We start from the raw sequence: 26,679 nt of genomic DNA on the forward strand, positions 1-26,679 counted from the left end.
CCCATTCCCCATGAGGAAACGCTTCAGGAAGCGTGCATCAACTTTTGCATTGCATAGAAAAGTTAGACGTTTCACTGTTCAAGTTTAAAGGCAGTGAAATGCTAGTTTTCTTGTGAGATTAAACCAGATACCGAGGTTGATTCCTCTGAGAACGAATTTTATACAAGGGTGATCATCCGCTTTTCAGGGTCTTCTGCAAGCTGTCTTGCTGCGATCGCTGATTTTTTGGAGCACTCTTTATGACGGTTTTAACATCTGTTGATCCACAATCCTCTGCTGATTCAAACTCGCCTCCGACAAGTTCCAGTGCATCAGAAACTCAGCCCCAGAGTAATTCCACCACTAATACAACTGCTGGAACCACAACCGCGGTTAATTCTAATTCGACTGGTACTAGCACCGCTGTAGGTTCAGCTCAAACAAACCAAATTTCTGCTCCCGCCCCCGCAGCAGATTCCACTTTGTCCTCTCAGCTAAATTCGCCGCCTGTGAGTTCTAATACATCAATTGATCCCTCAACAACGAGTACTGTTGCTCCGAGCACCAAGTCTACAACCTCTGCGACCACGGCATCCACGACTGCCGCAACTACGACTGCCGCAACTACGGCGACGCCCATTGTCGCACCAGCTAATGCAACCACGGCTACTGTAACAACTGCGAGCGCATCAACTACTAGTGAACCAACTAGTAGTGAACCAACTAGTAGTACATCAACTGCCAGTGCATCAACTGCCGGTACAACCGCCTCCACTGCCACTGCTAGTTCTGGCTCCACTAGCTCCACTAGTTCTAGCCCCACTAGCTCCGATCCCATCGGTTCTGGTGCGAACAGCGTCGAGATCGCTACACCAACCGGTACAGTAGCTAGTGCAACAACTGGAGGTTCCACTGGAAGTACACCAGTTGCCAGTGCAGGTGCTTCAGCCGCGGTTGTTGCTGTTCCGACGGGGGGCAGCACGGCTTCCAGTGCCAGTACTACAAGCACAGGTACCGCCAGCGGCGCTACAGCAGCTACAACTACCACAGCTACATCAACTAGCTCCGCCACTCCCCTACCCGTACCAGCACCAGACATGCAGGCTAGTTCTAGTGCGGTTCCAGGTTTGCAGGCCAATGTAGTAGTAGACAACACCAGTACCCACAGTGCGGCGGGGGCTAAGGCAGTAGAAGAATCAAAGGGCCTAGGTGCAGCTGTAGTAACCTACAACGACGGCACTACAAATGCGGCGGGGGCGGTTGCAGTTGATGCCAGCAAAGGCTTAGCCACCAGCGTTTTTGTCTACAATTCTACGCCTGTGCCTGCTCCGGTACCTAGCCCTGTAGCAGGAGCCAGCACAGCAACAGTGGCGAGCACCGTCTCTAGCACAAGCACAACGTCCACTAGCCCAACGGCGGGTACAGCTAGTACGGCAACAGTGGCGAGTACGGTGGCGAGCACGCAGAGTGCAACTCCTAATCCTGAAACTGGCACTACTAGTACAGCGATTGTTTCTAGCACCACCTCCAGTACCACTACAGCAGTCGTTAGTCCTACAGCCAGCCCTACGCCCACTACGGCTAGTACTGTTTCTAGTGCAACCACTGCCACCACAGTTACCTCTACTCCGGCTGCTCCGACCAGCAATTTCGTGCCGAGTGAGAGCCTATTTGGTAGTGCGGGCTTACCCTCGTTGACCAATGCCACAGTTGGCGTGATTGATACTGGAAACGGACCGGCGGCTGGTGTGTTCGTCAATGGCTCCAATAATCCAATTGCGATTGCCAGCACGGCTGTTGATTCAGCAACGACGGCTTCTACCTCCAAGATTATTGATGACATTGTTAAATCCCTAATTCCAACACCACTGCCATCGCCACTTCCAGCACCGCTCTCGTCTGCCACACCGCAGAGCACTACGGTGCCGGGAGGAACTGCTGCTACAGCCACCGCTACAACCGGAACGACGAGTGGTGGTGCTGCTGCCTCAACTGCTGCCGGAAGCACAGCTGTAACTGGAGGAACTGCTGCTGCCTCAACTGCTGCCGGAACTACAGCATCGGGAACTACAGCATCGGGAACTACAGCATCAGGAACTACAGCCGCTGCAACCCAGACAGACAACAGTTTAACTCCAACTGCGGCATCTTCAGCTACAGAAATTGCAACACCAACGAGCGGAACAACTGCCGTAACAACGACTGCTGTAACAACCGCCACGACTGCCACAACTGTAGCAGCAGGGGCAACAGGAACGCCGACAGGTTCAACAACTGGCTCAACAGGCAGCACAGCAGCCCAGGGCATTCAAACAAATTTGCCTGCGATCACAACTGCTCTATCTCAACCCGTTCCTCAACAGACCACCAATGGGCAACCTACCCTGGCTTCTCAAGGGAATCTGACTGTTACTGCCAATATTCAGGCGTTCACGTTGAATGGTGCTCTGGTAATTGACTCTTGGTTGAAATCGCTAGGGGCTGGTGCCTTTACCATCAATGGCGACACCATGAAGGGGGCGGGTTCTGGTGCTACGGAAACTAGCTCGAAACTCTACGATGGCTTAGGCAACTTGGTGATGGATGCCAGCCTAAAGTCCGTTGGTGTAGGCAGCTTTAGCATGACCACTACGTCACTAAATGCAGCCGGTTCTGGTGCTACTGAGACCCAGACCAGTATGTTCTCGAATGGAATTGTGGTGATGTCCTCTAGTTTGAAGACACTAGGGACTGGTTTGTTTAGCGCAACCGGTACTGGGATTCACGCAGCCGGTTCTGGTGCTACAGAAACAGGCTTCATGGGGCTAGATACTAGTGGTGCATCGAGTTCTAGCCTCAAAGCCCTTGGAGCTGGAACCTTTAGCCTCGATCCAACAGGCATGAATGCAGCCGGTGCAGGAGCCGCAGATACAGGCACCCAAATCCTAACCAATGTGAACGGCACTGTCTTGGGCGTTGATGCTAACGTTCAGGCAGTTGGTGCTGGTACGATGAGCTTTACACCGCAGGGATTTGCAGCCCACGGGGAAGGAAATGTTGATGCTAAAGCCACCATTGCGCTTAGCACACCCAATCCTGTACCTGCTGCAGCGGCAACAACAGCAGCACCTACAGGCAATGCAGCTACGGCAGCAAGCGCAGCAGCCACAAGTACAACGCAGCCTGCTGCAACTACGGCGGCAGCAAGTGCAGCTACAGGCGCAGCTACAGGCGCAACAAATGCGACAACTAGTGCGACAACTAGTGCAACCACTAGTGCAGCAACGGCAGCAGCTAACCCAGCAACTACGGCTAGCCCGATTCCTGCAGCAACTGGCACTGCAACGGGTCCCGGTACGGCAGCCTTAACCACCAGTACTTCAACCGTAGCAGTTGTGCAGTCAACTACAGCTGCTCCCAGCGTCAACAGCCTTCTGGCTTCTAGCCTAATGGATGAGGTGCTGACTTGGGTAGCGGTGATGCAAACCGTGGGTACTGGCCTCTTCAGTGGTGGTAATCATACTTCTACCACCTACAGAACCGCAACGCTGCGGGAAGTGATGGGTGGCTCTACCGATCTGAGTGCGTTCTTGCTCGGTCTAGGAGGAGGAACACAAAACAATGCTGCTGGTTTGGGTACTCCCCAAGGACTCCTGCAAGCTGCTAATACTTATGTTGCACCCTCCAGTCCTACCACCTCGGCGCTCTCTGCATCCGGAACGCAGTCTTACCTGAACGCAATGGCAGGGTACACCGGATCGAGTGCTGGCACTGCCATCATTGGCTCTATGCTAACGGGGGCAAGTTCAGTGTTGGGCAATGCTTCAGGAACTGGAACAGGCTCCCCAACCACCGGAACCACGACGGCTAGCACAGGAGGTACAACAGCAGCTAGTTCTGCTACGGCTACAACCACCGGAAGCGTGGCAACGCCTGTAGGATCTAGTTCAACCGCAAGTACAGGTACAGCTACAGGTACAGCTACAGGTACAGCTACAGGTACGGCTACAGGTGCGGCAACAACAGGAACCACTACTGCTGCAACTGGTTCAGCCACGACCGGTTCTGCAACCACCGACTCGACTACTCCAACCCCAGCAGCAAGCCCGACTACAAGCAGCACATCCGGTACGGCGTTGGCTTCAGCAACGGGAACCGGGACTGAAACAGCAACGAGCGGAGCCGCTAATTCAGGACAAACCGTGGCCAATCCAACGGCAGGTTTGGCTACTGCCCTGATGAGCAGCCCCGATCCACTACAGGGTGGTTTAGACATCGTAGGAGCGCAAGTTGGATTACCGCCCGGCAGTCTGTCGCTCAGTAACGCCCAAGCAAGCTTGGCCCTATTAGAAACACAGGCTGGTCTGCCTGCTGGTTCCATGAGCCAAGTGAGCAACCCACAAGCCGCCCTGACGATAATTGCGAATGAAACCTTGAAGGCGGTTGGTGTTCCCGCCAGCAGCTTATCGAATCCGACTCTGACGCCTCAGGAGTATTTAGAACTTGCTCAAGCGTTGCAGCCACTGTCGGCCAAATTGCAAGCTGCGCCAACGGGCGGCAGTTCTGCTTCCGCCGGTGCCGCCGGTGCCACAGATACCACAGGTGCTGCCACAGGGGTTCCTCAAGGATCTGGTAGCCAAACTAGTAATGGCACTACGCCAACGGGAACCCCAACAGAGACAGGAAGTGCACCCACAGGTACAACCGGAGCAGTTACAGCAAACAACTCCGCGGCCGATTTTGCTGCATTTGCCAACGCTGTAGCGACTCTGCTGAGTAGCCCAAATCCACTCGAGGCAGGATTAGGATTACTTACCACTCAATTAGGATTACCGCCTGGAACCATTTCTCTAGAAAATCCCCAAGCTGGTATTGCCCTAATTGAATCGCAACTCGGATTACCGGCGGGTACCGTTGCTGCATTTAGCAGCAATCCCCAAGCCACGTTGGTCTTTTTGGCTCAGCAAGCTTTGGCTGGTACCGGTGCCTCTGCCGCGCTGATCGATTTGCAATTTGCAGCCAACAACACGTCGCCTTCCTCGGATGATATGACGCCTCGAGGATCAGTAAGCATCTTAGAAGGCATCCCCTCCCTATCCGAGAATCTGAAGAACCTGCCTGCTCCACCACCACCAGTAGTAGATAATTCCAATCCGGGTAATGGCTCTTCGGGGTCTGGTACTACCGGATCTGGCAACACTGGCTCTACAGGTGGTTCCACCAGCGGTGGGTCTACAGGGAATACTTCTGGCTCCACCGGAGGCTCCACGGGGTCAACCAGTGGTTCAACGGGAAGTGGTTCAACGGGCGGTTCAACGGGCGGTTCAACGGGCGGTTCAACGGGTGGTTCAACGGGTGGTTCAACGGGTGGTTCAACGGGGTCAACCGGCTCTACTGGCTCCAACGGTACAGCATCTGGTGGCACCTCTGGAAATCCTGATTTGATCGCAACCATTATCAATAGTCCTAACCCGTTACAGGCAGGACTGGAAGTCCTAGCCAATCAGCTCGGTTTACCCCCAGGCAGTTTGTCGTTGGAAAACGCTCAGGCTAGTTTGGCTCTCCTAGAAGCACCGCTCGGTTTACCACCGGGTACAGCAAGCAACATACCGGATCCACAAGCAGCTCTGGTTTTCGTAGCTCAGCAGGTATTGACGACTCTAGGAATTTCACCCGACATACTTAACCCCGACACTTACTACCAGCCCGGTGGTCAAACAGGGGGCGGCTCCAGCGGCAATGGGTCTACTGGAGGCGGAAGCACTAACACCGGCAATACCAATGATGGAAATACTGGCACCGGCAATACCAATACTGGAAGCACGGGTAGTGGCAGTGATTCTAATGGTCAATCTGGTAGCGCTAATGATATCCCTGGAGGCAGCGGTACTTCGGGTGGTCCTGTAGGTGGAACTGGAACACCTGGCGGAAATTCCTCTACAGATCCGGGCAGCAATGGGGCACAGCCAGTTTCTGATTCAAACGGTTCTCCTGGTTCTCCAACTGACACGAATGGTTCTGGTAACCCACAGCCATCTCCAGGTGGCGGCACTCCCTCTGGTGGACTCAATCCAGCACTGCTCTCGGCCATCATCAATAGTCCTGATCCATTGCAGACGGCTCTAGAGCTACTGGCGAATCAACTTGGATTACCGCCGGGAAGCCTGTCTCTCAATACCGCAGAAGCCAGCCTCGGCTTATTAGAAACCCAACTCGGTTTACCGAGCGGCACGGTTACTAATGTTGCGAATCCTCAGGTAGCGCTATTGCTCTTGGCGCAGCAAGTCTTGGTGGGACTTGGTGTTCCTCCTGAGCTGATTGATCCAAGTCGGTACTATCAGCCTGGTAACTACTATCAACCCGGTGGACCATCAAACGAACCATCTAATGAATCGCCAACCGATAATCCTCCAGATGATACTGGTACTTCTAGCGGCGGTAATCCTCCACCAGAGGACAATACCGGAACGGGTAATCCTAATACACAGCCCGTTGCAGTAGATACTTCTGGAAGCGATTCTGGTGATAATTCATCAGATGGTGGTGATGACGTAGGCAGCGATCCAGATACTGACCCACCCGGCACTGACGACGAACCTACTTCTGATACCGATCCAGATGGCTCAGATCCTGACCCAACACCTGTTGACAGCGATTCTGACTCCGGCGACTCACCCGATAATCCACCTGATGATGCAACGGGCGGAGGCACAGATAATCCTAATCCGCCTGATGATGCAACCGATGGCGACATGGATAATCCTAATCCACCTGATGATGCAACCGGCGGTTCACCAGATGATGGTCAACAGCCTCCTGATCAGCCACCTCTTTCCGGTGGCCCCACCCAGGGCAACGATCAACCAAATTCAGGTGGGGCTTCACCGATTGCGGATCCAGCAGCAGATCTAGCAGATAATTCCACTCCACTCGGAGGTAACATTCAAGCCACAAAAGCTCCACCTACTGTCCGAACTGGAAGTCGTGGACGGGATGTGCTCAGGGGTACTGATAGCGATGACATCATCACTGGATTGAAGGGTAATGATGTGATTAGCGGCTTTGGCGGCGATGATCAACTGTTTGGAAATGCTGGCAATGACCGATTGTTTGGTGGTAATGGTGATGACATTCTGGTTGGCGGTGGCGGCAGCGACATCCTTGTGGGTGGTCCTGGACGTGATGTCTTTGTCTTGGCAGTAAGCAGGGGCAGAGATACTATCCGCGACTTCCAAGTGGGCGTCGATACCATCGGATTGGCTCGTGGTTTAACCTTCGGTCAGCTTACGCTCACCCAATCCGGCCGTCATACAATAATCGGTGTCGGTGATACGGTGCTGGCAGTTGTGAGAAACGTACAGGCGAATGACCTCACCCAGGCTTCGTTCAGCCAATTCTAGCCTCCGCTTTGAAGGATCTTCGGATTGCAACACTGAGGGGTAGGCATTGCCTGCCCCTTTCTAGTTCCAACCGGAGGCAGGTCATTCAACCAATTAGTCATTTAACTCAATTAAACGAACAAGGGAGTGTGAGCATCTTGCCCACCGCAAGCGAGTCGCTTGCACTACAAATCGTTTAAATAATTAGATCGACTTGCTTACCACATCTATCTGAAAGCTTGTTTGTAAACAAAGATTGAGATCCCCCTAAATCCCCCTTAAAAAGGGGGACTTCAGAGATTTAACTCGGTTCCCTCCTTATTTAAGGAGGGTTAGGGAGGATCAGATGGGAAGTCGATTCTAGCCTCTTAAAATTCATTTACAAACAGTCTCTGAAAGCGATCTGAAAGCAGAATAGAAGAGTGATTAAACAGTTCAGACAAACAAAGAAGTTGACTTAGGCTAGATCCGGTTTGAATCTAGCCTAAGTCGTAGCTGTTGTTTGATTGGTTTGAATGATTTAGATACTGCTCTGGAATTTCTGGTCAATGCTAAGAGGAACAACATCAGTGGCAACATTCATCTGATTGAGCATCTGCTGAATCTCGTTAGAGTAGATGGGGTTCATCACAATTACCTGATCTGGCTGATAGGCTTGCAAGAATTGAGGGGACATGATTTCCTTACCTAAACCAGGAATGAAGCGGCCATGCCGATAGGGATTGATATCAACAATGTATTCAATCTGATCGGTCGCGCCCAATGTCGTTAAGAAGGAAACACACTTGGACCCCGATCCCCAGATTACTACGCGCTTGCCTTGTTGCTTGAGTTGATTTAGGTGCTGTTTCCAGCTCGATAAATAGGTTTGAATGCGATAGAGAAAATGCTGCAACTCTTGGGTCAGTTGCTCCAACGTTTCTTCCTGCGGGTGAATCAGATCAGAAGGTGATGCCACCGGACGTGCCTCAATCAGCAGATATTGATCGGCATAGGCGCGGTATAAATCTGTTACTTCAAAGCCGCAGGAGCGGAACAGCCGCGCTAGGGAACCTGGCGTGAAGTAGGAGCAATGTTCGTAATATATATCTTCAAAGGCCAGCTCTTTGAGAATGCGAATCGTATCGGGGATTTCAAAAAATATAGCTGTGTCCAGACGATTACCAATCGAACGACGGACCGTTTTCAATAAGTCAGAGACATCATAAATATGTTCTAAAGTATGGCGACAGCAAATCAAATCACCCACATATTCGCTGTGGCGCTCGGAATAGTATTCGGCAAAGAAGCGCACCCGGTCAGCCGCTGCACTCTGAACCCGCCCTGGAACTGCACTGGGATCGATACCGATGCCGTAATTGTTGCCCAATTCGCACAGCAGCAGCAAAAAATCACCCTTACTACAGCCAATCTCGACAATCTGCTTGTGGTGTAGGTCGTATCGCTCAATCAGATGATTTGCCAAATCCAGCGCGAACTGATTGAACGTGGGGGAAAAGCTTTGCTGATCTTCGTAATTGGGAGCATAGGCGGCCAATTCTGGATCATAGGCCAGATTGGTGATAAAGCCACAGTGCGGGCAAAAGCCGAGATCGATATCCCCCTTTGGAAACTCGATTGCTGCTTGCTGAGTGGGCAACATCAGACAGCTATGAATTGGTACCTGCTGGACCTGATAAAACGATGTCAGATGCGAATGACCGCAGCTAGGGCAGTTTTTTTGAGACTGCAGTTTGGGTTGGTCGAGCAGGGAAGGTTGTTTCATGGTGAGGGGGTGGAGGGGTAGGGGGTAGGGGGAATGATTACTTTTTACTTTTTATTTTTAGAGCTGACTCTAATGCAATTTCGGTGGGACGAAACACCAAATTTAGATCGGCGCGAGCAGGAGGTTCCTTTTCGTAGAGCGCTACAATTTCTGCGGGGAAGGGGGCTAGGTCGGAAGCCCGCAGGAAGTCGCGTAGAGCGGTGTCGCGGGGGTTGGAGTCGGCATTGGGGGCACCACTTTGGGTGGCTACTTCGCTCCAATGGACGGTGCGGAAGTCGATGCTGTAGCGGGTGCGGCCTGAGGTGTTGGGTACGGTGGAATGGAGATGGGCGGGTGAAAATAAAATCGCGCCGCCAGTCTCACAAACAACTCGCAGTTCTGGTTCTAGATCAATCGGTTCTTCGGCATGGGGCTGTTTGCGGGTATCGGCACGAATATGCTGAGCCGCATTTTTGCGCCCAAACGTGTTCCATTCGTAGTAGCTGAACTCGCGGGAGCCGTTGCGGATTGGTCGGTTCCAGTAGGCAGGATGAAACGCGAGGGCACTCTCAGACTCGAAGTCGTAGATCGGCAGCCACCAGTTGATCTGACACATGGGTGCAGAAAACCAAGTGTCTCGATGGGGATGGTGAGCATAGCCGACCCCAGAGGTGAGATAGCCATCGCTCGTGACCATGCGCAGACGCGGTACATCGAGGTAGGTTTTGTCGAGGTCACAGCCAAATTCGATTAAAATGTTGCGAATCAACTGCTTGGTTTTGGGATGGTGAATGAACTTGGGCTTGAGGGGAGCCACAATTGCCACATACTCTTCTACCGGCATGTGGTACTGGGCATAGAGCGGATCGAGTCCGGCAAAGGCTGCTTCGATCATGGTGCGGGCGTGATCACAGAGAGCCACCGTACTGGGACAGGGGCTGTAGGTGAAAATATGCCCGTCGTACAAGCGCTGGCGTCTTAGATCATCAGGAACACGAGAATCAAAATAAATGGTAGTCATAGTTAGACAAAATCAGGAAGATAAACTACACCACAATGGGTTGGGGAATCGGAACGATGAATTTACCACCCTGTTGGCGATAAGCGGATTGTTGCTTCAGAATTTCCTCGGCAAAATTCCAGGCCAGCAATAAAACATAATCTGGCTGTTTGTCGAGTAGCGTACTCGGCGGCAGAATCGGTAAATGATTGCCACCCATATAGCGCCCATGCTTGAACGGATTCAGATCCACCACATAATCAACTAAACTGCGGTCAATCTCAACATAGCTCAGTAGAGTTGTAGCTTTGGCGGCAGCTCCGTAGGCGGCGATCGAGTGACCCTGTTGCTTGAGGCGATGCAGTAATCCCAACAGCTCATCCTTGATCTGGCGCACCTGATTAGCGAACTGTTGATAGTAAGCCAACTGATCCATTCCGGTCTCGGCCTCGGCTTGCAGCAAACTCGTGACCGACGCGTCTACTGATTCGCGGGGTTCGACAAACAGCCGCAGCGAACCACCGTGAATTGGCACCCGCTTGATCTGATTGAGATACAGCCCATGCCGCCGAAACAGTTTGTCTAGGGCTGTAACCGAAAAATAGCAGAGGTGCTGGTGGTAAATTGTGTCAAACTCACAGTGTTCGATTAGATCTCCTAAATAAGGCGCTTCGATCACCGCTACGCCTGTATCTTTGAGCAAGAGTTTGATTCCGGCCACAAAGCCGTTCAAATCGGGTACATGGGCCAAGACATTATTGGCCAAAAACACATCAGCAGTTCTGCCTTCCTGCCGCAACTGTTGAGCTAAATCGCGGCCAAAGAAGGTGCAGAGTGTCGGGATGCCAGCCGCTTGGGCGACCTGTGCCGGTCCCTCTGCCGGGTCGATGCCCAATACCGGAATGCCCTTCGCCATAAAGTTTTTCAGCAGGTAGCCATCGTTGCTGGCCGCCTCGATCACCAAACTGTTGCTGTCCAGCGAACGCGAATCGATCAAAAATTCAGCGCTGGTGGCAAAGTGGTTGAGCAGCGCTTTCGAGACCGATGAGAAGTAGGGATAATCGCGACAAAACAAAATTTCCGGCGGTACCGATTCGGTGATCTGAACCAGGGTGCAGTTGGGACAGAACACCAGATCGAGCGGGGCAAAAATTTCTGGCTCTTGCAGTTGCGCTTCGGTTAACAGAGCATCTGCCAACGGCGTTTCACCAAAGGAAATAACCGGTTCGAGATGGGTGTGACCACAGGAAAAGCAGGTTGCAGACATAGCTTGCTAGATGAAGAAAGGCAGGATTAACCAATTGCCAGCCCAGGGTAGGGAGTGTGAGGCAGCCAACCACCACCGGGTTTCGCCAACACTAATACATCTTGAGCGCCAGGGATGTAGTCAATCAGATCAAATACTGAGCCAAATACGCTGATTACTTCCGAGCGTTTCTGGAATATATCCCAACCAGAGCCACCCACCTGAGTTGAAAGCGAAGCGCTGGGGCTAGAGCTAGTCAAGGTCAAGCGACCCGTGCGCTCATATTCCGCTCGTTCTTCACCAGTGAGATAGTTCCAGTGGGGATGGCGTTTGCCCACCACCGTACAGAGAAAAATGCCGCCCGGACGCAGCACACGCCGAATTTCCTCTAGCCAGCTTTGCTGCCACTCCAAAGGAATATGGGTGAACACAGAAAGAGCAAACACCAGATCAAACGAATCGGGCTGGGCAAAGGCCAAAGGCGGCTGTAGCTCGTTAATGTAGAACTCAATGCCGGGTACATGCTGCTGACACCAATCAATCATCTCTGGATTCACATCCGAGCCGACCAGCCGCAGTCCCTCGATGCAGCGAAAGTGACGCAGGTTGCGGGCCGTACCACAGCCTAACTCAAGAATGCTGCCAATTGTGCGGGGGTTGATCGAAAAATGCTCTAAAATAGCGAACCAATTGGCTGCAATGTGATAGCCACCAGCGAAGTAGAGATCGGAATTGGCTTGTCGGTTTAGCCCTGCTTGATCCATCGCCGAGGTTTTAGCGATTAGTTTAACCGGCGGTACTGGTCCCGGATCGACGGCCCGAAAATCTTGACCAAACCGCTGCTGCAAATAGCGATGCCAACGCTGCCGCTGCTGACGGTGCCCCAACCGATAAAGCAAACGTTCGATCAGCGAGATTTGACCGGGAGGCTGCAACTCGAAAGACGAAACTGGAAGTGCTTGGGTTTGCATACAGCGCAAATACTATTCAGTAAAAAACAGATATCAACACAGTTGACACTACAGTTAGCAGCAGAATTAAACTTAACGAATCAGTTTAGGATAGATCAGTCGAGCCGCCAAGCTGGCAAAAGTGAGGGTCACTACAACCAGCCAGAGTAATTGCCATTGCCAATAGGTCGGTAAGCCCAGCGGCCAGCGCAGTAGGTCGATTAGAGATGCTAGCGGAAATGCAGTAGCGATGGCATTGAGGGGCTTGGGTAAAGTATCGCGAGGAAAATAAGTGCCAGAAATCGTGAACATCGGCACGATCAACAAGAAAATCGGAATGTTGACTTGCTCGACTTGCCGCACACAGGCGGCGGTTAGTAGCCCCATTGCGCCAAACAGGAGGCTACCCAGTATCATCAGCGGCAGTGAATTGAGCAGATCCCAGCCGGAATAGAGTCCCCAAATCACCGTAACAATGGCCGTCAGCCCGCCGACAATCATGCCTTTGGTGGCCGCCCACAACCAGTCGCCCATAAACACTTCCGCAAACGACAGCGGTGCGGTTAGCAATCCCTGCCAGGTTTTTTGATACTCCAGACGAATAAATGTACCGTAAGCCCCTTCAAAGAAGGATTGAAACAGCAGCCCAATCGCGATCATAGCCGGGGCAATGAATTTAGGATAAGGCACGGTATTGCCCAGGTACGTAACATCGCCAATCAGCGGCGTCAGCCCAAATCCAAAAGCGGTTAGGTAAACAATCGGTTCGGTCAGCGGCAGCAAACAGTTGGCCAGCCACATCCGCTGATACACCTTGGCATGTCGTCGCCACACCGAATAAACACCCCAGAGCGAAAAGGCATTTTCAGTCACCTTGCTGGTGCTGCGGGCAGTTTGTCCGCTTGGAGCCGTTTGAGCTGAGATCATCGGTTTATCTGGAATCATGACAATGCACTCCCGGTCAGACGAAGGAAAACATCCTCTAGATTGGCGGCGCGACGAGTCAGACGACGAGGGTGAGTAGCGGCTAAGCGACTCCAAATTTCGTCAGCGTCAGCAGGATTGGGCAGAGAGAGCAGATAACCGCTGCCAAAAGGACGCAGCCAAGCATTGGTGTGAGCTAGCAACTCCTGCAAAATCGGTTCCGGGATTCCTTCGATTTCGATAACTTCCTGCCCAATCGTGCGCTCGATCAACTCGTCGGGCGTACCCTGATCGATAATCTGGCCTTGTTGCAGCAACAGCAAGCGGTCGCAGAGCCGATAGGCTTCATCCATGTAGTGGGTGGTGAGCACAATGCCACAACCCTGCTGCTTCAGATCCGTGACTACTTTCCAAAAGTCCTGCCGCGCATCGGGATCGAGGCCGGTGGTTGGCTCATCGAGAAAAATCACCTGGGGCTGGTTGAGTAAGGCCCGTGCCAATACCAAACGCCGCTTCATGCCGCCAGAAAGCTGCGAGATGCGATAGTTCGCGTGATTTTCCAGATTCACTTGCGCCAACACTTCTCCGGCTCGCTGACGGGCTGCTTGGCCAACAATCCGATAATGATGGGCGAAATGGATCAGATTTTGCAATACCCGAAATTCCAGGTCCAGATTATCTTCCTGCGTCACAACGCCTAAGCAGGAGCGCGCTCGTTTGGGCTGGAGGTGAACCTGCGCGTCGCCAATCTGGACATAGCCCCGACTGGGTTTAACAGCACCATAGAGCATTTCAACGGTGGTCGTTTTGCCCGCACCGTTTGGACCGAGCAGCCCCAACACCTCACCCGGATGCAGCGTAAAGCTAACATCTTGCACTACCGTATGCTTGCCGTAGGACTTCCACAGACCATTGGCCGTTAACACAGGCGCAGTTGGCAGATCTGGCCGCAAAGATTGGGGTTGGGTTGAGTAGACATGCATGGGCTTGGCGTTGAAGTTGAGCATTGGGCTGTCAAATGGAGGCCGGTTTATCTGGGTTTTCGTTACCCGTCTGGGATTTTAGATTTTTGATTTGGGATTTTAGATTTAGGTTGAAAAGATTTGGTTAGAGCTGTTTTTGGTGATCTCTTTTGGTGATCTCTTTTGGTGATCTCTACAAATAGAAATCAGATTGTCGCAACTCTAGAGCCGTTGCAGAACGCGCATCCTGACACCGCCTTTAGGGCTGATATTTACGCCACGCCGTACAGCTGAGATGGGCGGTTTCTCGGCTAGCTCCAGCAAATAGCGTTTCAGAATTGTGGCAAGTACTAGCTTCATTTCAAATCCAGCAAAGGCAGCTCCGATACAGCGACGATTATTACCACCAAAGGGATAGTATTCGTAGGGCGAATACTGCCGCTCTAAAAAGCGCTCAGGTTGAAATTGACGAGGATTGGGATAGATATCTTCGCGGTGATGCGTTAAATATTGACAAGGCAATATGACTGTATTGGCAGGCAGCTCATAACCTGTGATTTTAACGGGTTGATTGGTGACGCGCACCGCTACCGTTGGCCCGGCTGAGCGAAGACGCAGTGCTTCTGAACAAACAGCATTCAGATAAGGTAGACGGGTAATAGCTGTAGGATCATCAACAGATGCCAGTTCGTTTAACAATTTATTTTTTGCGGTAGGTGACGCATGAAGCATGTAAAGCGTCCAGGATAGCGTGGCAGCACTAGAGTCATGCCCCGCTAGGAGCATTGTCATCAGCTCATCCCGCAGTTCTTGATCGGTGAGGGAATCACCTGCTTCGTCTTTAGCGCTGATCAACAACGTTAGGATATCAGTACGGTTAGGATCAAACCGAGCGCGGCGTTCGCGAATTTCAGCGTAGAGCAGCTCATCGACCTGCTGGCGTCTCTTCAAAAACAGCGTCAGAGGTTTCCACGGGCCGCGATCCTGCATAATACCAGGAAAGAAGGTGAGCATGTAGGAGAAGGGATCGGCTCCAATCTTTAAAAATTGAGCAATGTTGTCCTTGAGCTGCTGATAGCGCTCTCCTTCGCTTAAGCCAAATACCACTTTGAGAATCACTTCTAGCGTGATCTCATTCATAAATGGCAGCAGTGTAACTACATCGCGTGGTTGCCATTGATGCGTCACTTGTTCGGTAATTTGACAGATTACATCACCATAATTACGCATTCGTTCACCGTGGAAAGGCGGCATGAGTAGCTGACGACGCTGACGATGTTGCTCTCCATCGAGTGTAAGTACTGATGATTGCCCCAGTGAATACTTGAGAGCTTGTTGGGCTCGACCCGAATCGAAAAGCTCTGGGTTAGAAAAGATATGAGCAATTGCTTCAGGCTGGCTAAAAAACACGGATTCGGCTTTACCAATGCGGGTAATGAAGCAGTCACCATAATGCTGGGCACAATTGTCTAAAAATTCTAGCGGGCGAAATGTCCACTGCAACAACTGCCAAAACCTTGGTGCTTTGACAATGGGTGGATAGCTACTGCTTGGCTGCTCCGTCAGCGTCGCAAAGATGGGCCGCGTTTCGATCAGGTTGTTTTGCATGATGTTAGTCGCAATTCGCGTTTTATCGTGGAACGGCAAGTCGCTTAAGCTAGGACAGAACGGCTGAATGAATGGTTTGTTGGGGAGAGGTTACCCAACGGTAGTTGGCATCGAGGCGATTTTGCTCGATTAAGTGCTGCAACTGAGAGACGCGGCGGTAGCGAATCCCTTCAAATTCGTCAAGCGTCAGTCCGATCTGCTGATAGGTTTCATAGAGCTGTTGGGCGGCGCTGCGAGCGTTCCACTGCGGCTGAAATTCTGGCAGGGTGTCGAGCAGTTTGCGGCAATCGACTTTGTAGCAGCGCGAGTCGGAGAAGGCGGTGCTAGCATACTCAATTTTGCAGCCAGGAATAGTGGCTTCCACGATTTCGGCAATTTCGCGAACTCTGTAGTTGTCTTCGTTGCGTCCCACATTAAACGCCTGATCGTGAATCAACTGACGCGGCGCGTGCAGCACGGCAATGAATGCTCGTGAGATGTCTGCGATATGCACGATTGGTCGCCAGGCCGAACCATCGCTTTTCAGCAGCACCTTGCCTGTGGTGAAGGCCCAGGCCGCCAGGTTGTTCAGCACTAGATCGAAGCGGATACGCGGCGATGCCCCGAAGGCCGTGGCGTTCCGCAGATACGTCGGACTGAAGTTGTCGTCAGCTAATTTAGCTAGACCCAGCTCGGCGTTGGCTTTAGAAATGCCGTAGGGTGTGACCGGATTCAGCGGTGACTCCTCGGTGAGCCAATCCAGCCCGCCTGCTCCGTAGTTGCTGCAAGAAGAGGAGAACAGAAAGCGCTCGATGCCAACCTGCTTACAGAGCTGCGCTAAACGAATCGTCGCCAAGTGATTGATTTCGTCGGTGAGCATCGGATTCAGGTCCCCCATCGGATCGTTAGAGAGTCCCGCTAAGTGAATCAGGGCATCGTAGCCTGTCAGATCGGAGGTGGTAAGGTCACGGATGTCTTTATGCAGTTCGGGCACAGCAACAATACTATCTCCGTCGCCAAAGGTGCTATCGGCAAACAGGTCACTGTCAATGCCCAAGACTTCATGGCCGCAGTTTAAAAGCATGGGCACTAAGACGGTGCCGATGTATCCCTTGTGTCCCGTGACGATCACCCTCATTGATCTTCTCCTCTGCGTTTGGCTGTTTCAATTGTGCGAGCTGTTCGAGTTGGTTAAGCTGTTGGCGTTGAAGTTTTGTGTCCCACACTTTCCAGGGTGCTTTACCGCTTTGCCAGAGGCTTTCCAGCAGACGTTTTTCGCGTAATGTATCCATGCATTGCCAGAAGGAGGTGTGGCGATAGGCCATAAGCTGCCCAGATCGCGCTAATCGCTCTAGCGGCTCTTTCTCCCAAAGCGTATCATCCCCGTCGATGTAGTCAAATACTTCCGGTTCTAAAACAAAGAATGCACCATTGATCCAGCCTTCGCGAGCCTGCGGCTTTTCTGAGAAATCGACGATTTGATCACCATCTAGCTCTAGACAGCCAAATCGAGCGGGCGGACGCACCGCCGTCATAGTGGCCAGTTTGCCGTGGGCACGGTGAAATGCCAGCAGCTCATGCAAATTCACATCCGATAGCCCATCGCCCCAGGTCAGCATGAAGGTTTGGTTGCCCATGTAGGGAGCGAGTCGCTTGATCCTGCCGCCTGTATTGGTGTTAAGACCTGTATCAACTAGATCTACCTGCCAGTCGAGTTGATGGCTGCAATGCGGATTTACCGTGCAGGTCGAGAAATCGACGCTGAGGCTGCTGTTGAGTAGACAGTAATCGACCATGTAGCGTTTAATCATCTCGCCTTTGTAGCCCAGCGCAATTGCGAACTGATTAAAACCATAGTGGGCATAGTGCCGCATGATGTGCAGCAAGATCGGCTCACCGCCAATTTCGACTAGCGGCTTCGGTTTTGTGTCAGTCTCTTCGGCTAAGCGAGTACCATAGCCGCCTGCCAAAATGCCAACTTTCATGGGGAACCTCCTGGAACCGGAATTTTAAGGGAACGTTCGACGGGCAGGTGATCAAGGATGATTTCGACGGCACGCTCAACGCCTCGCTCGGCGCGGACGCTTTCACCCACAGCTTTGGCTCGCTGCCGCAGATTGGAGTCTGTGGCGAGAAAGCGAATTTGCCTGGCTAGTTTGTTGACCGAAAGCTGTTTCAATCGCTGTGGCGGCAGACCTGCACCTCGTTTAGCCACCTGTCTGCCCCAAAAGGTATGGTCGTAGTAGGAAGGAATCACCATTGAGGGAATGCCCGCTCGCGCCACTGCGCCGATTGTGCCTGCGCCACCATGATGAATTGCCGCTGCCATTCGGGGCAACAGCCAGCGATGCGGTGCATCTTTCGATTCGACTTTTAGGATCGTGTCGGGTAAATCGGCGTCGGTCAGTCCGCCCCAGCACAGATCGAGGATTGCCCGCTGTCCGCTCTGCTGCACGGCTGCCAAGATCATCTCGGTGATCCGCTGCGGATCTTCCCAGACGGCGCTGCCAAAGCCGACGTAGACAGGCGGCGTGCCTGCTGCCAAAAAGTCAGTCAACTGCGAACTGGGCTGCCAGTCGCTCTGCTGATCGAGAAACCAAAATCCTGGCACATGAATATTGTCGCCCCAGTCGGTAGGTTTAGGCAGCAAAGTCGGACTGTAGCCATACAGAGTGGGGATCGGCTGACTGTAGAATTCTTTCAGCGCTTTCAAGGGCTGCGGCGGTCGCTGTAGGGTTTCGCGTTGCCACTGATCGAGAACTGGGCCCCAATACTGAATGCAGAGCAAATCGACGAATGGATAGGATAAGCGATTGAGAATGCCCAGCGGCAGTTCGGAGGTCAAATAGGGATGAGCAAAGGCAGTGGTGGGTGTATTGGGCGTTGCCCAAACGCTAATAAACGGGATACCCAACGTTTTGGCGATCAGATAGCCACTTGGCACCTGCGGCATACAAATAATCGCTTCGGTATTTTGACAGACCTGCCACGACACATCCAGCAACTCGCGCAGTCCCGGAATCACAAACTTCATACCCTGTCGAATCGAGCTGATAATGTTGCCCGTCTCATGGTTCAGATAATGCTTCCAGGCAGAATCGTTGTGTTTTTGGCGAGTATTGCCCGGAAGTCGGGCATACTCTAAGCCGCACCCAGTTACAAAGGTTTCGTAATCAGCCTCGGTGCCAACACAGACCTGATGCCCAGCCGCTTGCAACCCCATCCCTAGCGCTACATAGGGTTGAACATCGCCTCTAGAGCCAATTGTCAGAATAGTAATGTGCATGATGATTCAACGCGATATTAGATGAATTTAGGACGTATGGCGTAGTTGAGCTTAAGAGTTTGAGACTAGGGACTTGAGACTTGAAACTGGAGAATAATGAGACTGGAGGCTGACACTTCGTCAATAATCTAAAGTCAATCTAAAGTCGGTAGTTGATCAATTTAAAATTACTGAGGTTGTTTACCATAGAGAAACCATTGAGCTAGCAGGATTGAGCGGCTGATAGGGGTTGTACTGCTCAAGCTGGATTTGCTGCGGTCCTTGAATGTGATAGGTGATGCCGCGCCACTCGATGCGACGCACCAGCAGCGCTGAGATCAGCATCAGATTGCAAAGCAACTGCGACAGCGGAATGCCAATCAGCAGCTTGACCAAAGCGATGGCCGAAAAGGGGCTGTTGGCTTCGCCGCGATTGTCCAACCCCAAGCAAACTTCACGATGGATGCCGATCAGCAACAGCACGCTGATGCTCAAGTTGAGTAAGACAGCGCCACTCAGCCAAGCCGCTGCCTGCCATTGCTGGATGAAGATAGCCACAGGCAGCAAAGCATAGAGGCAGAGCAACAGCGCCAAAATTATGCCGTTGAAGCAAACGCTCTCGGTCCAAGCAGGATGATAGAGCCGCACAAACACAAACTGCCGCTGCAGCCAGCGCAGAAAGCTAGAGAGCTGACAGTCTTCGCGGTTGACCATCAGCACCGACAGCACTGGTTGAATCTGTAAGCCTCGCGCTTTGATCGCTTGATAGAGGGTGGCATCTTCAACCAACGACTGCTGCCATTGCTGTAATAGCTCCGGCTGCCGCACAATTTCGGCTCGCACTGCCAGTGAACCACCCCAAGGAATCGTGTATTTATACATGTAGACAATTACCGAAGCGTTCCACAAATAGCGAATTAGGCTACCCCAGCCATTGCTGCTCGGCATGTACCAGCGGTTGCCCGTGGTTGCGCCAATTTGCGGATCTTGCAGCGGTGTGACTAGCTCTTGTAGCCAGGTGGGATGAGTGATAGTGTCGGCATCGAGCAGAGCAACAATTTCGCAGTCGGAATCGAGTTCGGCCACGGCTTGCAGCAGAGCGCTGCACTTGAGACTACAGGTAGCATGTCTGACACGCAGAGAGCTAACCTTAACAGGCAGATCAGTTTGATTGGTTACGATCTGGTTAACAACACTCCATGCTGGATCATCCGGGTTATCGACTACAATATGCAGCTGATAGTTGGGGTAATCCTGACTTAATAGCCGCTTTAGGCAATCCGGCAGGAATGGATCGGCTCCTCGCAAGCACAGAATAATGGTTGCTTTCGGTAAAGCCAGCCTAGGCAGAGCCGAATCCGCACGGGTTTGTCGCAATTGCTGAATGAAAGCGATCACATAGGGGATCTGAATGATCACCAGCGTTGTTAAACACCAGAATAGGGCAATGGAGATCGCAATCATGGATAGGCTCTCTGGGAAAACAAACCAATTGGAATAAAACCAAATACAAGCAGCAAACCGAAAACGGTCAAACCCAACGTTAAACTATGGAAGCAATCGGACGCAAAAGACGTTAGAGGGTAGAACCTAGGAGCAATTAGACAGAACCGTAACTGCGATGCGATCTACAGGCTGATTCAAGGAGGAAGGCTATATAAAACTACTTTTCAGAATAAGTGATATTGCAATAGTATGAGTTAGCATCCAAGGATCACTTTTAGGTATATTGTAGTACCTCTATGCAAATAATTCGTGTGAGTATAGAGTTTTAGCATCCATCAGCATTGGGAAAATTTGGTCATCAAAATATTCAGTCATTAAGCACCAAGACATTAACTCCCTATCTGAAAACTCTGGCAAGTTTTCGAATTTTAAAACCCTGAAGGGATTTTTCGGATAGGCTCTAAGTACCGCCGCTTGCGTACCTTCATATCATCGCCCCGCGCTATTTAGAGGTTTAGACAATAGACCCATCAATGCTAGATCTACCAGATCTACGGAATTTCCGAGCCTTCCCAGCGGTAGAGCAGATTGAAATCATCATAAATCCTTTCCGCTGTTTCACTAGAACAGCCTCGCAATCTTCATATTTCTCCCGACCTGAATTTGAAGCAACGATAAAGTGTAGTCTAAGCGACAACACTGAACTGCATCTACGAAGCCTTTGCTCGCGCTAGCCACTCGGACGATAAAACATTCTCCTGTTGCAGCCATTCTGCTGTGCACCGCATTCCCTCATCGAGGTCAATTTTGGGTCGATAGCCAAGCTGATTGCAGGCTTTTTCAATCGAATAGGCATAGGGGCGAGTCACACTATCAATGCTGGCAGTAGAAACGCTGCCGTCGGCCACGTGTAGTTTAGCTAGCGCACGAACGGCAAACTCTGGAACTGAGTTAGGTTTGGGCATACCGCCAATTTCGGCTAGACGGGTGAAATACTCCTTCCAACTCGTTTCGCACCCGTCAGTCAAGTTGAAGGTTTCACCATAGGCTTCCTGCTGAATAGCTAGAAAAATCGCGTCGATTAAGTTATCGATGTAGAGATGGTTCATCACACCGCGCCCATCGTTGATCAGAACAAACAATCCCTTTTTCATAAACTGGAGAGGCCGCACTACCCAAATCAATGAACGGGGGCCATAGACATCACCCGGACGCAGGTTAATTACACCAAAAGACGGGTCATTGAGCTGCATCACCTGCTGTTCGGCAGCAATCTTGGTTTGACAGAAGGGATTGTTGCCCTGATAGAGCGGACCCGTCTCGGTGACATGGTTGGGATAATTAAAGCCGTACACCATGGCGCTGCTCATATTCACAAAGCATTGAACACCGCATTTCTTGGCTGTTTTAGCTATATTCAATGCACCGGTAACGTTGTGGTGAGTGAACTCATCCATATCGCCTGATTCGCGAACTAGCCCCGCCAAATGCAGTACAACGTCTACCCCTTGACAGGCTTGCTCCGCCACTCCTGCATCCGTGATGCTGCCAACGATGACTTCTGCGCCTAGCGTTTTTACGGCTTCTGCTTTTGCGGCGGTACGCTGTAGTCCTCGAACCGTCATGCCATGCTGCAAGGCGAGTTCAGCGGCTCGCAGACCAATAAACCCACCGATGCCGGTAATTAAAATCGTTTTGCCTTGGAGTTCCATAGGTTTTTGAAATCTAAGGTTTTGAAATTAAGAGACTGTTTGTAAATGAATTTTAAGAGGCTAGAATCGACTTCACATCTGATCCTCCCTAACCCTCCTTAAATAAGGAGGGAACCGAGTTAAATCTCTGAAGTCCCCCTTTTTAAGGGGGATTTAGGGGGATCTCAATCTTTGTTTACAAACAAGCTCTAAGGTTTTGAAATCAAGATGCTGAAATTACTACTTAGAAACCGAATGCGAAAAATTCTTCAGCTTGCTGCTCCAGGTAGGAGTAAAAATATTTTCGGTTTGTAACCATTCTGCTGTGCGCTGCATACCCTCATCGAGACTAATCTTAGGCTGATAGCCGAGCTGGATGCGGGCTTTCTCGATTGAGTAGGCATGAGGTCGAGTCATGGTATTGATTAGAGCTGGCGTGATGCTGCCATCAACTAGCTTTAACTTGATCAGGGATTTAATCAGAAAACTGGGCAAGGAAGGCAACGAATGCGGCAGTCTGCCGATTTGGGCCAACCGGGTAGCATACTCGCGCCAGGTGGTTTCGTAGCCATCGGTAATGTTGAAGGTTTCGCCATAGGCTTCCTGCTCAATCGCCAGAAAAATCGCGTCAATCAAATTATCAACATAGAGATGGTTCATGACATTGCGACCGCCATCAATCAAAAAAAACTTGCGCTGCTGCATCGTGTGCAGTGGGCGCACCACCCAAACCAACGAACGGGGGCCATAGACATCACTCGGACGAATGTTGATCACGCCAAACCGAGGCGGTGAATTCAGGGCCATGACATGTCTTTCGGCTTCTAGTTTAGTTTTACAGTAGGGATTATTACCTTGATAGAAGGGGCCATCTTCGGTGACATGATCTGGATAGGTGTAACCATACACCATAACGCTAGACAGGTTGACAAAACACCTGACTCCTGCATCTTTAGCGGTTTTAGCCATGTTAATCGTTCCCCCGACGTTAACATGCAAAAACTCGTTCATGTCGCCTTCTTCCCAGACAATGGCTGCTGTGTGCAGCACAATATCGGCATCGCGACAGGCTTTTTCCGCGGCAATGGGGTCGGTGACACTACCGGTGACCACCTCGGCATCTAATTGGACAGACGTGATGTCTAACCCTCGCACCTTCATACCACGCTGCATCGCTAATTCAGCAGCTCGGCGACCGATTAGTCCATTGATGCCAGTAATCAGAATAGTTTTACCAGTGAGTTCCATAGGTAATCGAACTGGGTAGCGCGGGGAATGAATGGAATGAAGCAAAGCGATCAACGATTGTCAGCGGAAGCGTCAGCGGAGTCAGCAGAGCCAGCAGAGGTATGACCTGGATGATCGAGGAAAAAATCAACGGGGGCATAGGCAGTGCTCCTGAAACAAAGGAAAGAACTAGAGGGATGCTTTGGAGCTGAGCAGTTTGGCTAATCGGTAGGGGCGGTATTCAACCAAATGGATATCATGGGAAGCCTTGATTGTATAGGTAATGCCACGCCATTCAGTATGACGAGCAAAGGTAGCAGAGAGCATCAGAAGAAGTGTGAGTACTTGGGAGAGCGGAATACCAAGAATGATTTTGAGTAGAGCATTGGGCGAGAAGGTTGGCAAGGGTTGGGCGGTGGAATGCATCAACAGGCGAATGGCGCGATCGATTAACCACAGACCGGCTCCTAACCCAAGCAAATAAAAGATCACCAGACCGCCACCCAACCAAATCACGGCCTGTTGGCTCGTTTCAGCATCAGTGGATAGGCCCAACTGGGAACTCACCTGAAGTGTAATCATCAAAATCAGCGCCAAAATCGGCAGCACCGAAGCGATCAGGCTAAAGCCCAGCATCCAGTTCCAGTCTGGGTGATAGAGTCGCGTCAGCAACAGTTGGCGACTGGCCCAACGCATGAAACTTGGCAAATTGCACTCTTCATAGTTGACCATTACTAACGAGGGAACAAATTTAATTTCTAGCTTTTGCTTTTGCAACGCTAAATGGAGCGGCACATCTTCGCAGAGGGTACGGTTCCATTCTTCCAACAGATTAGCCTGACGCAAGAAATCGGTACGAACGGCTAATGTACCACCCCAAGGTGTTTTAAATACATACATCGACACAATCGCCGTAGAATTCCACAGATAGCGGACAATCGATCCCCACTGGTTGCCTGACGGCGCATACCAGCGATTTCCTGTGGTTAAACCAACTCGACTATCAGCCAACGGGGCAACCAATTCTTGCAGCCAGGTAGACGCAGGAACCGTATCCGAGTCAACCAGTGCCACCACTTCACAATCGCTGTCCAGCCGGGATAGAGCCTGGATCAAAGCACTGCACTTGAGGCTACAGGTTGATCGGGGGGATTCCAGCGTCTGTACCGTAATCGGGATCTGTTTCAAGTTCCCAATCGTTTGGCTCACAATCGACCAAGCTGGGTCTTCTAGGCTGTCGATGATAATGTGCAGTTCGTAGTCGGGATAGTCTTGCTGGGTCAGAGCTTTAATGCAGTTGGGTAAGAACGGATCCGCCCCGCGTAGACAAAGCACAATTGCCGCTTTAGGGGTGTAGGGCACAGCAGGAGAGGCAGCTGAAGCTAGGTACTGGCGCAACGACAGCAAAAACTGCCCTAGAAACAGCAGTTGGATGGCCGCCAGGATCGCCAAAACCCAGAAAAGAATGATCGCTAGTTGATTGATCATAGATTCTCAGGAACCAGATGCTCTAAAAGATTGCCCTAACCGCGGAGGAGGGAGGAGTAGATGGGTAGATGGGCTATCACCCATTCACCTACCTCAAGCTGCCGCTTCTGACTGAGATTTGGCCGTAGAGGATAGGGATTGATCGTCTGGCGGAGTGACTGAGCCAATAGCGGCAATGGCAGCTCGCCGATCAGCAATTTGCTTTTCAATCTTTTCTCTCACTTCATAGCGGAACTTAAACAAGTGTTCGCCAAACGCCAAGATTGTCAGAAAACCTGGAACGAGATGGGGTTTCTGAATGATCAGAGTAATTAGATATTTCCAGTAGAGAAAACGAGTTGAACGGAGAACGCCATATCGCCAGGAGATTGCCTTCAACATACGAATGCCAACTTTCTGTGCCATAGCTTGACCGACTTGATAAGCGATTGGCGGAACGTGATCGGGGTTCGTATTGGTTTGGAGTTTACCCTGCATCATGCTGAGATGGCGGAAAGTACGTTTTAGATAGGTTGTAGGTTCATAGAGTTTCCAGAAAGCGTCGATATACTCAGTAGCAATCTCCTCAATTGGCCGAGTCGGAACAAAATTCATCAATGCTAACTGGGGCGACAACGTATCCCCATCCTGTTCTTCGATTGTGTCATCAATCAGACGTCCTTCTCGTTTCAGCCGCTGCCACATGGCGGTATTCGGCAAAGCAGTCAAGACACCTAGGTGTGCTTCAGGGATCGTGCTTTCTTCCACAAAATCAACAATTCGCTGTCCGGCACCAGAGCGCTCGCCGTCAAATCCAATAATGAAACCAGAGATAATTTTCAAGCCAGCGCGGGTAATTTTGTGACAGGCTTCCACAAGCGAACCGCGTGTATTTTGCTCTTTGTTGGCCACCATCAAACTATCGGCATCGGGGGTTTCAATCCCCATGAAGACAGCTCTAAAGCCCGCCTGCACCATCAACTCCAGCAGTTCATCATCCTCGGCCAAGTTCAGCGAGGCTTCGGTCAGCAGCGGGAAGGGAAAGTTGCGCTCCTGCATCCAGGGGATCAGCTCCCGCAAAAATACTTTGGCATTGCGTTTGTTGCCAATGAAATTGTCATCCACCACAAAGATGATGCCAGCCCAGCCCAGCTCATATAGTGCTTGAAATTCAGCTAGCATTTGCTGCGGCGTTTTGGTGCGAGGTTTGCGTCCGTAAATAGTAATGATGTCGCAAAATTCACATTGAAATGGGCAGCCCCGTGAGAATTGGATTGTCATCGACATGTAGGCCGTCAAATCCAACAGGTCATAGCGCGGGATCGGGGTTTGGGTAACATCGGGCTTCTCTAACGTGCGGAAGGTGCCGCTGGTTTCGCCGCGCTCTAGTGCTTCTAGGAACATGGGAATTGTGATTTCGCCTTCGTCCAAGATCAGGTAATCAGCACCCGACTCTAGGGCAAAGTCGGGCACAGAGGTGGGGAAGGGGCCACCCACGGCCACCTTTTTGCCTTTAGCCTTGGCGGTTTGGATTACATGACGAAGATCATCTCGCTGCACAATCATGGCAGAGACAATTACTAGATCGCACCATTCCCAGTCAGCTTCGGTTTCTAGCTTGACGTTGCGGTCAATCAACCGCATTTCCCACTCTTGAGGCAGCATGGCCGCGACAGTAATCAATCCCAGAGGGGGCATATTGGTTTTTAGCCCTAGCAGATCAAGCGTTTCTTGATAGGACCAGAATGAGTTCGGTAAAATCGGCCAAATGAGTAGAACTTTCATAGCTTATAGGGGGATTAGTTAACAAATAAGGAAACAATACGAAGCAGG

The 26,679-nt window shown here is 51.3% G+C and carries 18 protein-coding genes; 1 reads left to right on the forward strand and 17 read right to left on the reverse strand.

Annotated elements, in window-relative coordinates; translation table 11 throughout:
• Positions 1–469: 469 nt before the first annotated feature.
• A complete protein-coding gene (locus tag HJG54_RS01605; protein WP_316432972.1) occupies positions 470–1,078 on the reverse strand; it encodes a hypothetical protein in 609 nt (202 codons plus the stop codon).
• Between HJG54_RS01605 and HJG54_RS01610 the strand changes: the two genes are divergently transcribed.
• Positions 1,077–7,358 carry a hypothetical protein gene (locus tag HJG54_RS01610; protein ID WP_316432974.1) on the forward strand — a complete coding sequence of 2,094 codons (6,282 nt, stop codon included), beginning with the start codon at positions 1,077–1,079 and terminating at the stop codon, positions 7,356–7,358. The genes HJG54_RS01605 and HJG54_RS01610 overlap by 2 nt on opposite strands.
• Positions 7,359–7,857: 499 nt before the next feature.
• Here HJG54_RS01610 and HJG54_RS01615 read toward each other — a convergent pair whose 3' ends face one another.
• The 16 genes from HJG54_RS01615 to HJG54_RS01690 all read right to left on the reverse strand — a co-directional run bounded on the left by HJG54_RS01615 (position 7,858) and on the right by HJG54_RS01690 (position 26,631).
• Positions 7,858–9,102: a class I SAM-dependent methyltransferase gene (locus HJG54_RS01615; protein ID WP_316432975.1), complete on the reverse strand. Its 1,245-nt coding sequence runs from the start codon at positions 9,100–9,102 to the stop codon at positions 7,858–7,860.
• Positions 9,103–9,139: 37 nt separating this feature from the next.
• Positions 9,140–10,102 carry a phytanoyl-CoA dioxygenase family protein gene (locus HJG54_RS01620; RefSeq protein ID WP_316432976.1) on the reverse strand — a complete coding sequence of 321 codons (963 nt, stop codon included), beginning with the start codon at positions 10,100–10,102 and terminating at the stop codon, positions 9,140–9,142.
• A gap of 25 nt (positions 10,103–10,127) precedes the next feature.
• Positions 10,128–11,348 (reverse strand): class I SAM-dependent methyltransferase, encoded by a 1,221-nt coding sequence (locus HJG54_RS01625; RefSeq protein ID WP_316432977.1) that lies wholly within the window; start codon positions 11,346–11,348, stop codon positions 10,128–10,130.
• Positions 11,349–11,374: 26 nt separating this feature from the next.
• Entirely contained in the window at positions 11,375–12,298 is a 924-nt protein-coding gene (locus tag HJG54_RS01630) for a class I SAM-dependent methyltransferase (protein ID WP_316432978.1), read from the reverse strand.
• 72 nt (positions 12,299–12,370) lie between these two features.
• The gene (locus tag HJG54_RS01635) at positions 12,371–13,222 is read right to left on the reverse strand and encodes an ABC transporter permease (protein ID WP_316432979.1); all 852 of its coding nucleotides are present in this window, start codon (positions 13,220–13,222) and stop codon (positions 12,371–12,373) included.
• Positions 13,219–14,208, reverse strand: coding sequence for an ABC transporter ATP-binding protein (locus HJG54_RS01640; protein ID WP_316432980.1), 990 nt, complete (start codon positions 14,206–14,208; stop codon positions 13,219–13,221). The genes HJG54_RS01635 and HJG54_RS01640 overlap by 4 nt, the downstream gene beginning before the upstream one ends.
• Before the next feature lie 177 nt (positions 14,209–14,385).
• Positions 14,386–15,771 carry a cytochrome P450 gene (locus HJG54_RS01645; protein ID WP_316432981.1) on the reverse strand — a complete coding sequence of 462 codons (1,386 nt, stop codon included), beginning with the start codon at positions 15,769–15,771 and terminating at the stop codon, positions 14,386–14,388.
• Positions 15,772–15,820: 49 nt separating this feature from the next.
• Positions 15,821–16,888, reverse strand: coding sequence for an NAD-dependent epimerase/dehydratase family protein (locus HJG54_RS01650; RefSeq protein WP_316432982.1), 1,068 nt, complete (start codon positions 16,886–16,888; stop codon positions 15,821–15,823).
• Positions 16,812–17,735 (reverse strand): glucose-1-phosphate cytidylyltransferase, encoded by a 924-nt coding sequence (rfbF, locus tag HJG54_RS01655; protein ID WP_316432984.1) that lies wholly within the window; start codon positions 17,733–17,735, stop codon positions 16,812–16,814. The genes HJG54_RS01650 and rfbF overlap by 77 nt, the downstream gene beginning before the upstream one ends.
• Complete coding sequence (locus tag HJG54_RS01660) at positions 17,732–19,036, reverse strand: glycosyltransferase (protein WP_316432985.1); 1,305 nt, start codon at positions 19,034–19,036, stop codon at positions 17,732–17,734. The genes rfbF and HJG54_RS01660 overlap by 4 nt, the downstream gene beginning before the upstream one ends.
• Positions 19,037–19,216: 180 nt before the next feature.
• Positions 19,217–20,479 (reverse strand): glycosyltransferase, encoded by a 1,263-nt coding sequence (locus HJG54_RS01665; RefSeq protein WP_316432987.1) that lies wholly within the window; start codon positions 20,477–20,479, stop codon positions 19,217–19,219.
• Positions 20,480–21,171: 692 nt separating this feature from the next.
• On the reverse strand, positions 21,172–22,173 hold the full coding sequence (locus HJG54_RS01670) for an NAD-dependent epimerase/dehydratase family protein (RefSeq protein WP_316432988.1): 1,002 nt from the start codon (positions 22,171–22,173) through the stop codon (positions 21,172–21,174).
• A gap of 219 nt (positions 22,174–22,392) precedes the next feature.
• Positions 22,393–23,400 carry an NAD-dependent epimerase/dehydratase family protein gene (locus HJG54_RS01675; RefSeq protein ID WP_316432991.1) on the reverse strand — a complete coding sequence of 336 codons (1,008 nt, stop codon included), beginning with the start codon at positions 23,398–23,400 and terminating at the stop codon, positions 22,393–22,395.
• Positions 23,384–23,539 (reverse strand): hypothetical protein, encoded by a 156-nt coding sequence (locus tag HJG54_RS01680; RefSeq protein ID WP_316432992.1) that lies wholly within the window; start codon positions 23,537–23,539, stop codon positions 23,384–23,386. The genes HJG54_RS01675 and HJG54_RS01680 overlap by 17 nt, the downstream gene beginning before the upstream one ends.
• A 29-nt stretch (positions 23,540–23,568) precedes the next feature.
• Entirely contained in the window at positions 23,569–24,867 is a 1,299-nt protein-coding gene (locus tag HJG54_RS01685) for a glycosyltransferase (RefSeq protein ID WP_316432993.1), read from the reverse strand.
• A 93-nt stretch (positions 24,868–24,960) separates the two neighbouring features.
• Entirely contained in the window at positions 24,961–26,631 is a 1,671-nt protein-coding gene (locus HJG54_RS01690; RefSeq protein ID WP_316432994.1) for a B12-binding domain-containing radical SAM protein, read from the reverse strand.
• Between the last annotated feature and the right edge of the window lie 48 nt (positions 26,632–26,679).

It is taken from the genome of Leptolyngbya sp. NK1-12 (genome assembly GCF_032598965.1).
Taxonomy (GTDB): domain Bacteria; phylum Cyanobacteriota; class Cyanobacteriia; order Elainellales; family Elainellaceae; genus Elainella.

Bases quoted from the DNA above. Each gene is read 5' to 3' on its own strand.
- HJG54_RS01650 (WP_316432982.1), bottom strand. From the start codon at position 16,888: ATGAGGGTGATCGTCACGGGACACAAGGGATACATCGGCACCGTCTTA.
- HJG54_RS01625 (WP_316432977.1), bottom strand. From the start codon at position 11,348: ATGTCTGCAACCTGCTTTTCCTGTGGTCACACCCATCTCGAACCGGTT.
- HJG54_RS01610 (WP_316432974.1), top strand. From the start codon at position 1,077: ATGCAGGCTAGTTCTAGTGCGGTTCCAGGTTTGCAGGCCAATGTAGTA.
- HJG54_RS01630 (WP_316432978.1), bottom strand. From the start codon at position 12,298: ATGCAAACCCAAGCACTTCCAGTTTCGTCTTTCGAGTTGCAGCCTCCC.
- HJG54_RS01620 (WP_316432976.1), bottom strand. From the start codon at position 10,102: ATGACTACCATTTATTTTGATTCTCGTGTTCCTGATGATCTAAGACGC.
- HJG54_RS01670 (WP_316432988.1), bottom strand. From the start codon at position 22,173: ATGGAACTCCAAGGCAAAACGATTTTAATTACCGGCATCGGTGGGTTT.
- HJG54_RS01680 (WP_316432992.1), bottom strand. From the start codon at position 23,539: ATGCCCCCGTTGATTTTTTCCTCGATCATCCAGGTCATACCTCTGCTG.
- HJG54_RS01635 (WP_316432979.1), bottom strand. From the start codon at position 13,222: ATGATTCCAGATAAACCGATGATCTCAGCTCAAACGGCTCCAAGCGGA.
- HJG54_RS01685 (WP_316432993.1), bottom strand. From the start codon at position 24,867: ATGATCAATCAACTAGCGATCATTCTTTTCTGGGTTTTGGCGATCCTG.
- HJG54_RS01615 (WP_316432975.1), bottom strand. From the start codon at position 9,102: ATGAAACAACCTTCCCTGCTCGACCAACCCAAACTGCAGTCTCAAAAA.
- HJG54_RS01640 (WP_316432980.1), bottom strand. From the start codon at position 14,208: ATGCTCAACTTCAACGCCAAGCCCATGCATGTCTACTCAACCCAACCC.
- HJG54_RS01660 (WP_316432985.1), bottom strand. From the start codon at position 19,036: ATGCACATTACTATTCTGACAATTGGCTCTAGAGGCGATGTTCAACCC.
- HJG54_RS01690 (WP_316432994.1), bottom strand. From the start codon at position 26,631: ATGAAAGTTCTACTCATTTGGCCGATTTTACCGAACTCATTCTGGTCC.
- HJG54_RS01665 (WP_316432987.1), bottom strand. From the start codon at position 20,479: ATGATTGCGATCTCCATTGCCCTATTCTGGTGTTTAACAACGCTGGTG.
- HJG54_RS01605 (WP_316432972.1), bottom strand. From the start codon at position 1,078: ATGTCTGGTGCTGGTACGGGTAGGGGAGTGGCGGAGCTAGTTGATGTA.
- HJG54_RS01675 (WP_316432991.1), bottom strand. From the start codon at position 23,400: ATGGAACTCACTGGTAAAACTATTCTGATTACTGGCATCAATGGACTA.
- rfbF (WP_316432984.1), bottom strand. From the start codon at position 17,735: ATGAAAGTTGGCATTTTGGCAGGCGGCTATGGTACTCGCTTAGCCGAA.
- HJG54_RS01645 (WP_316432981.1), bottom strand. From the start codon at position 15,771: ATGCAAAACAACCTGATCGAAACGCGGCCCATCTTTGCGACGCTGACG.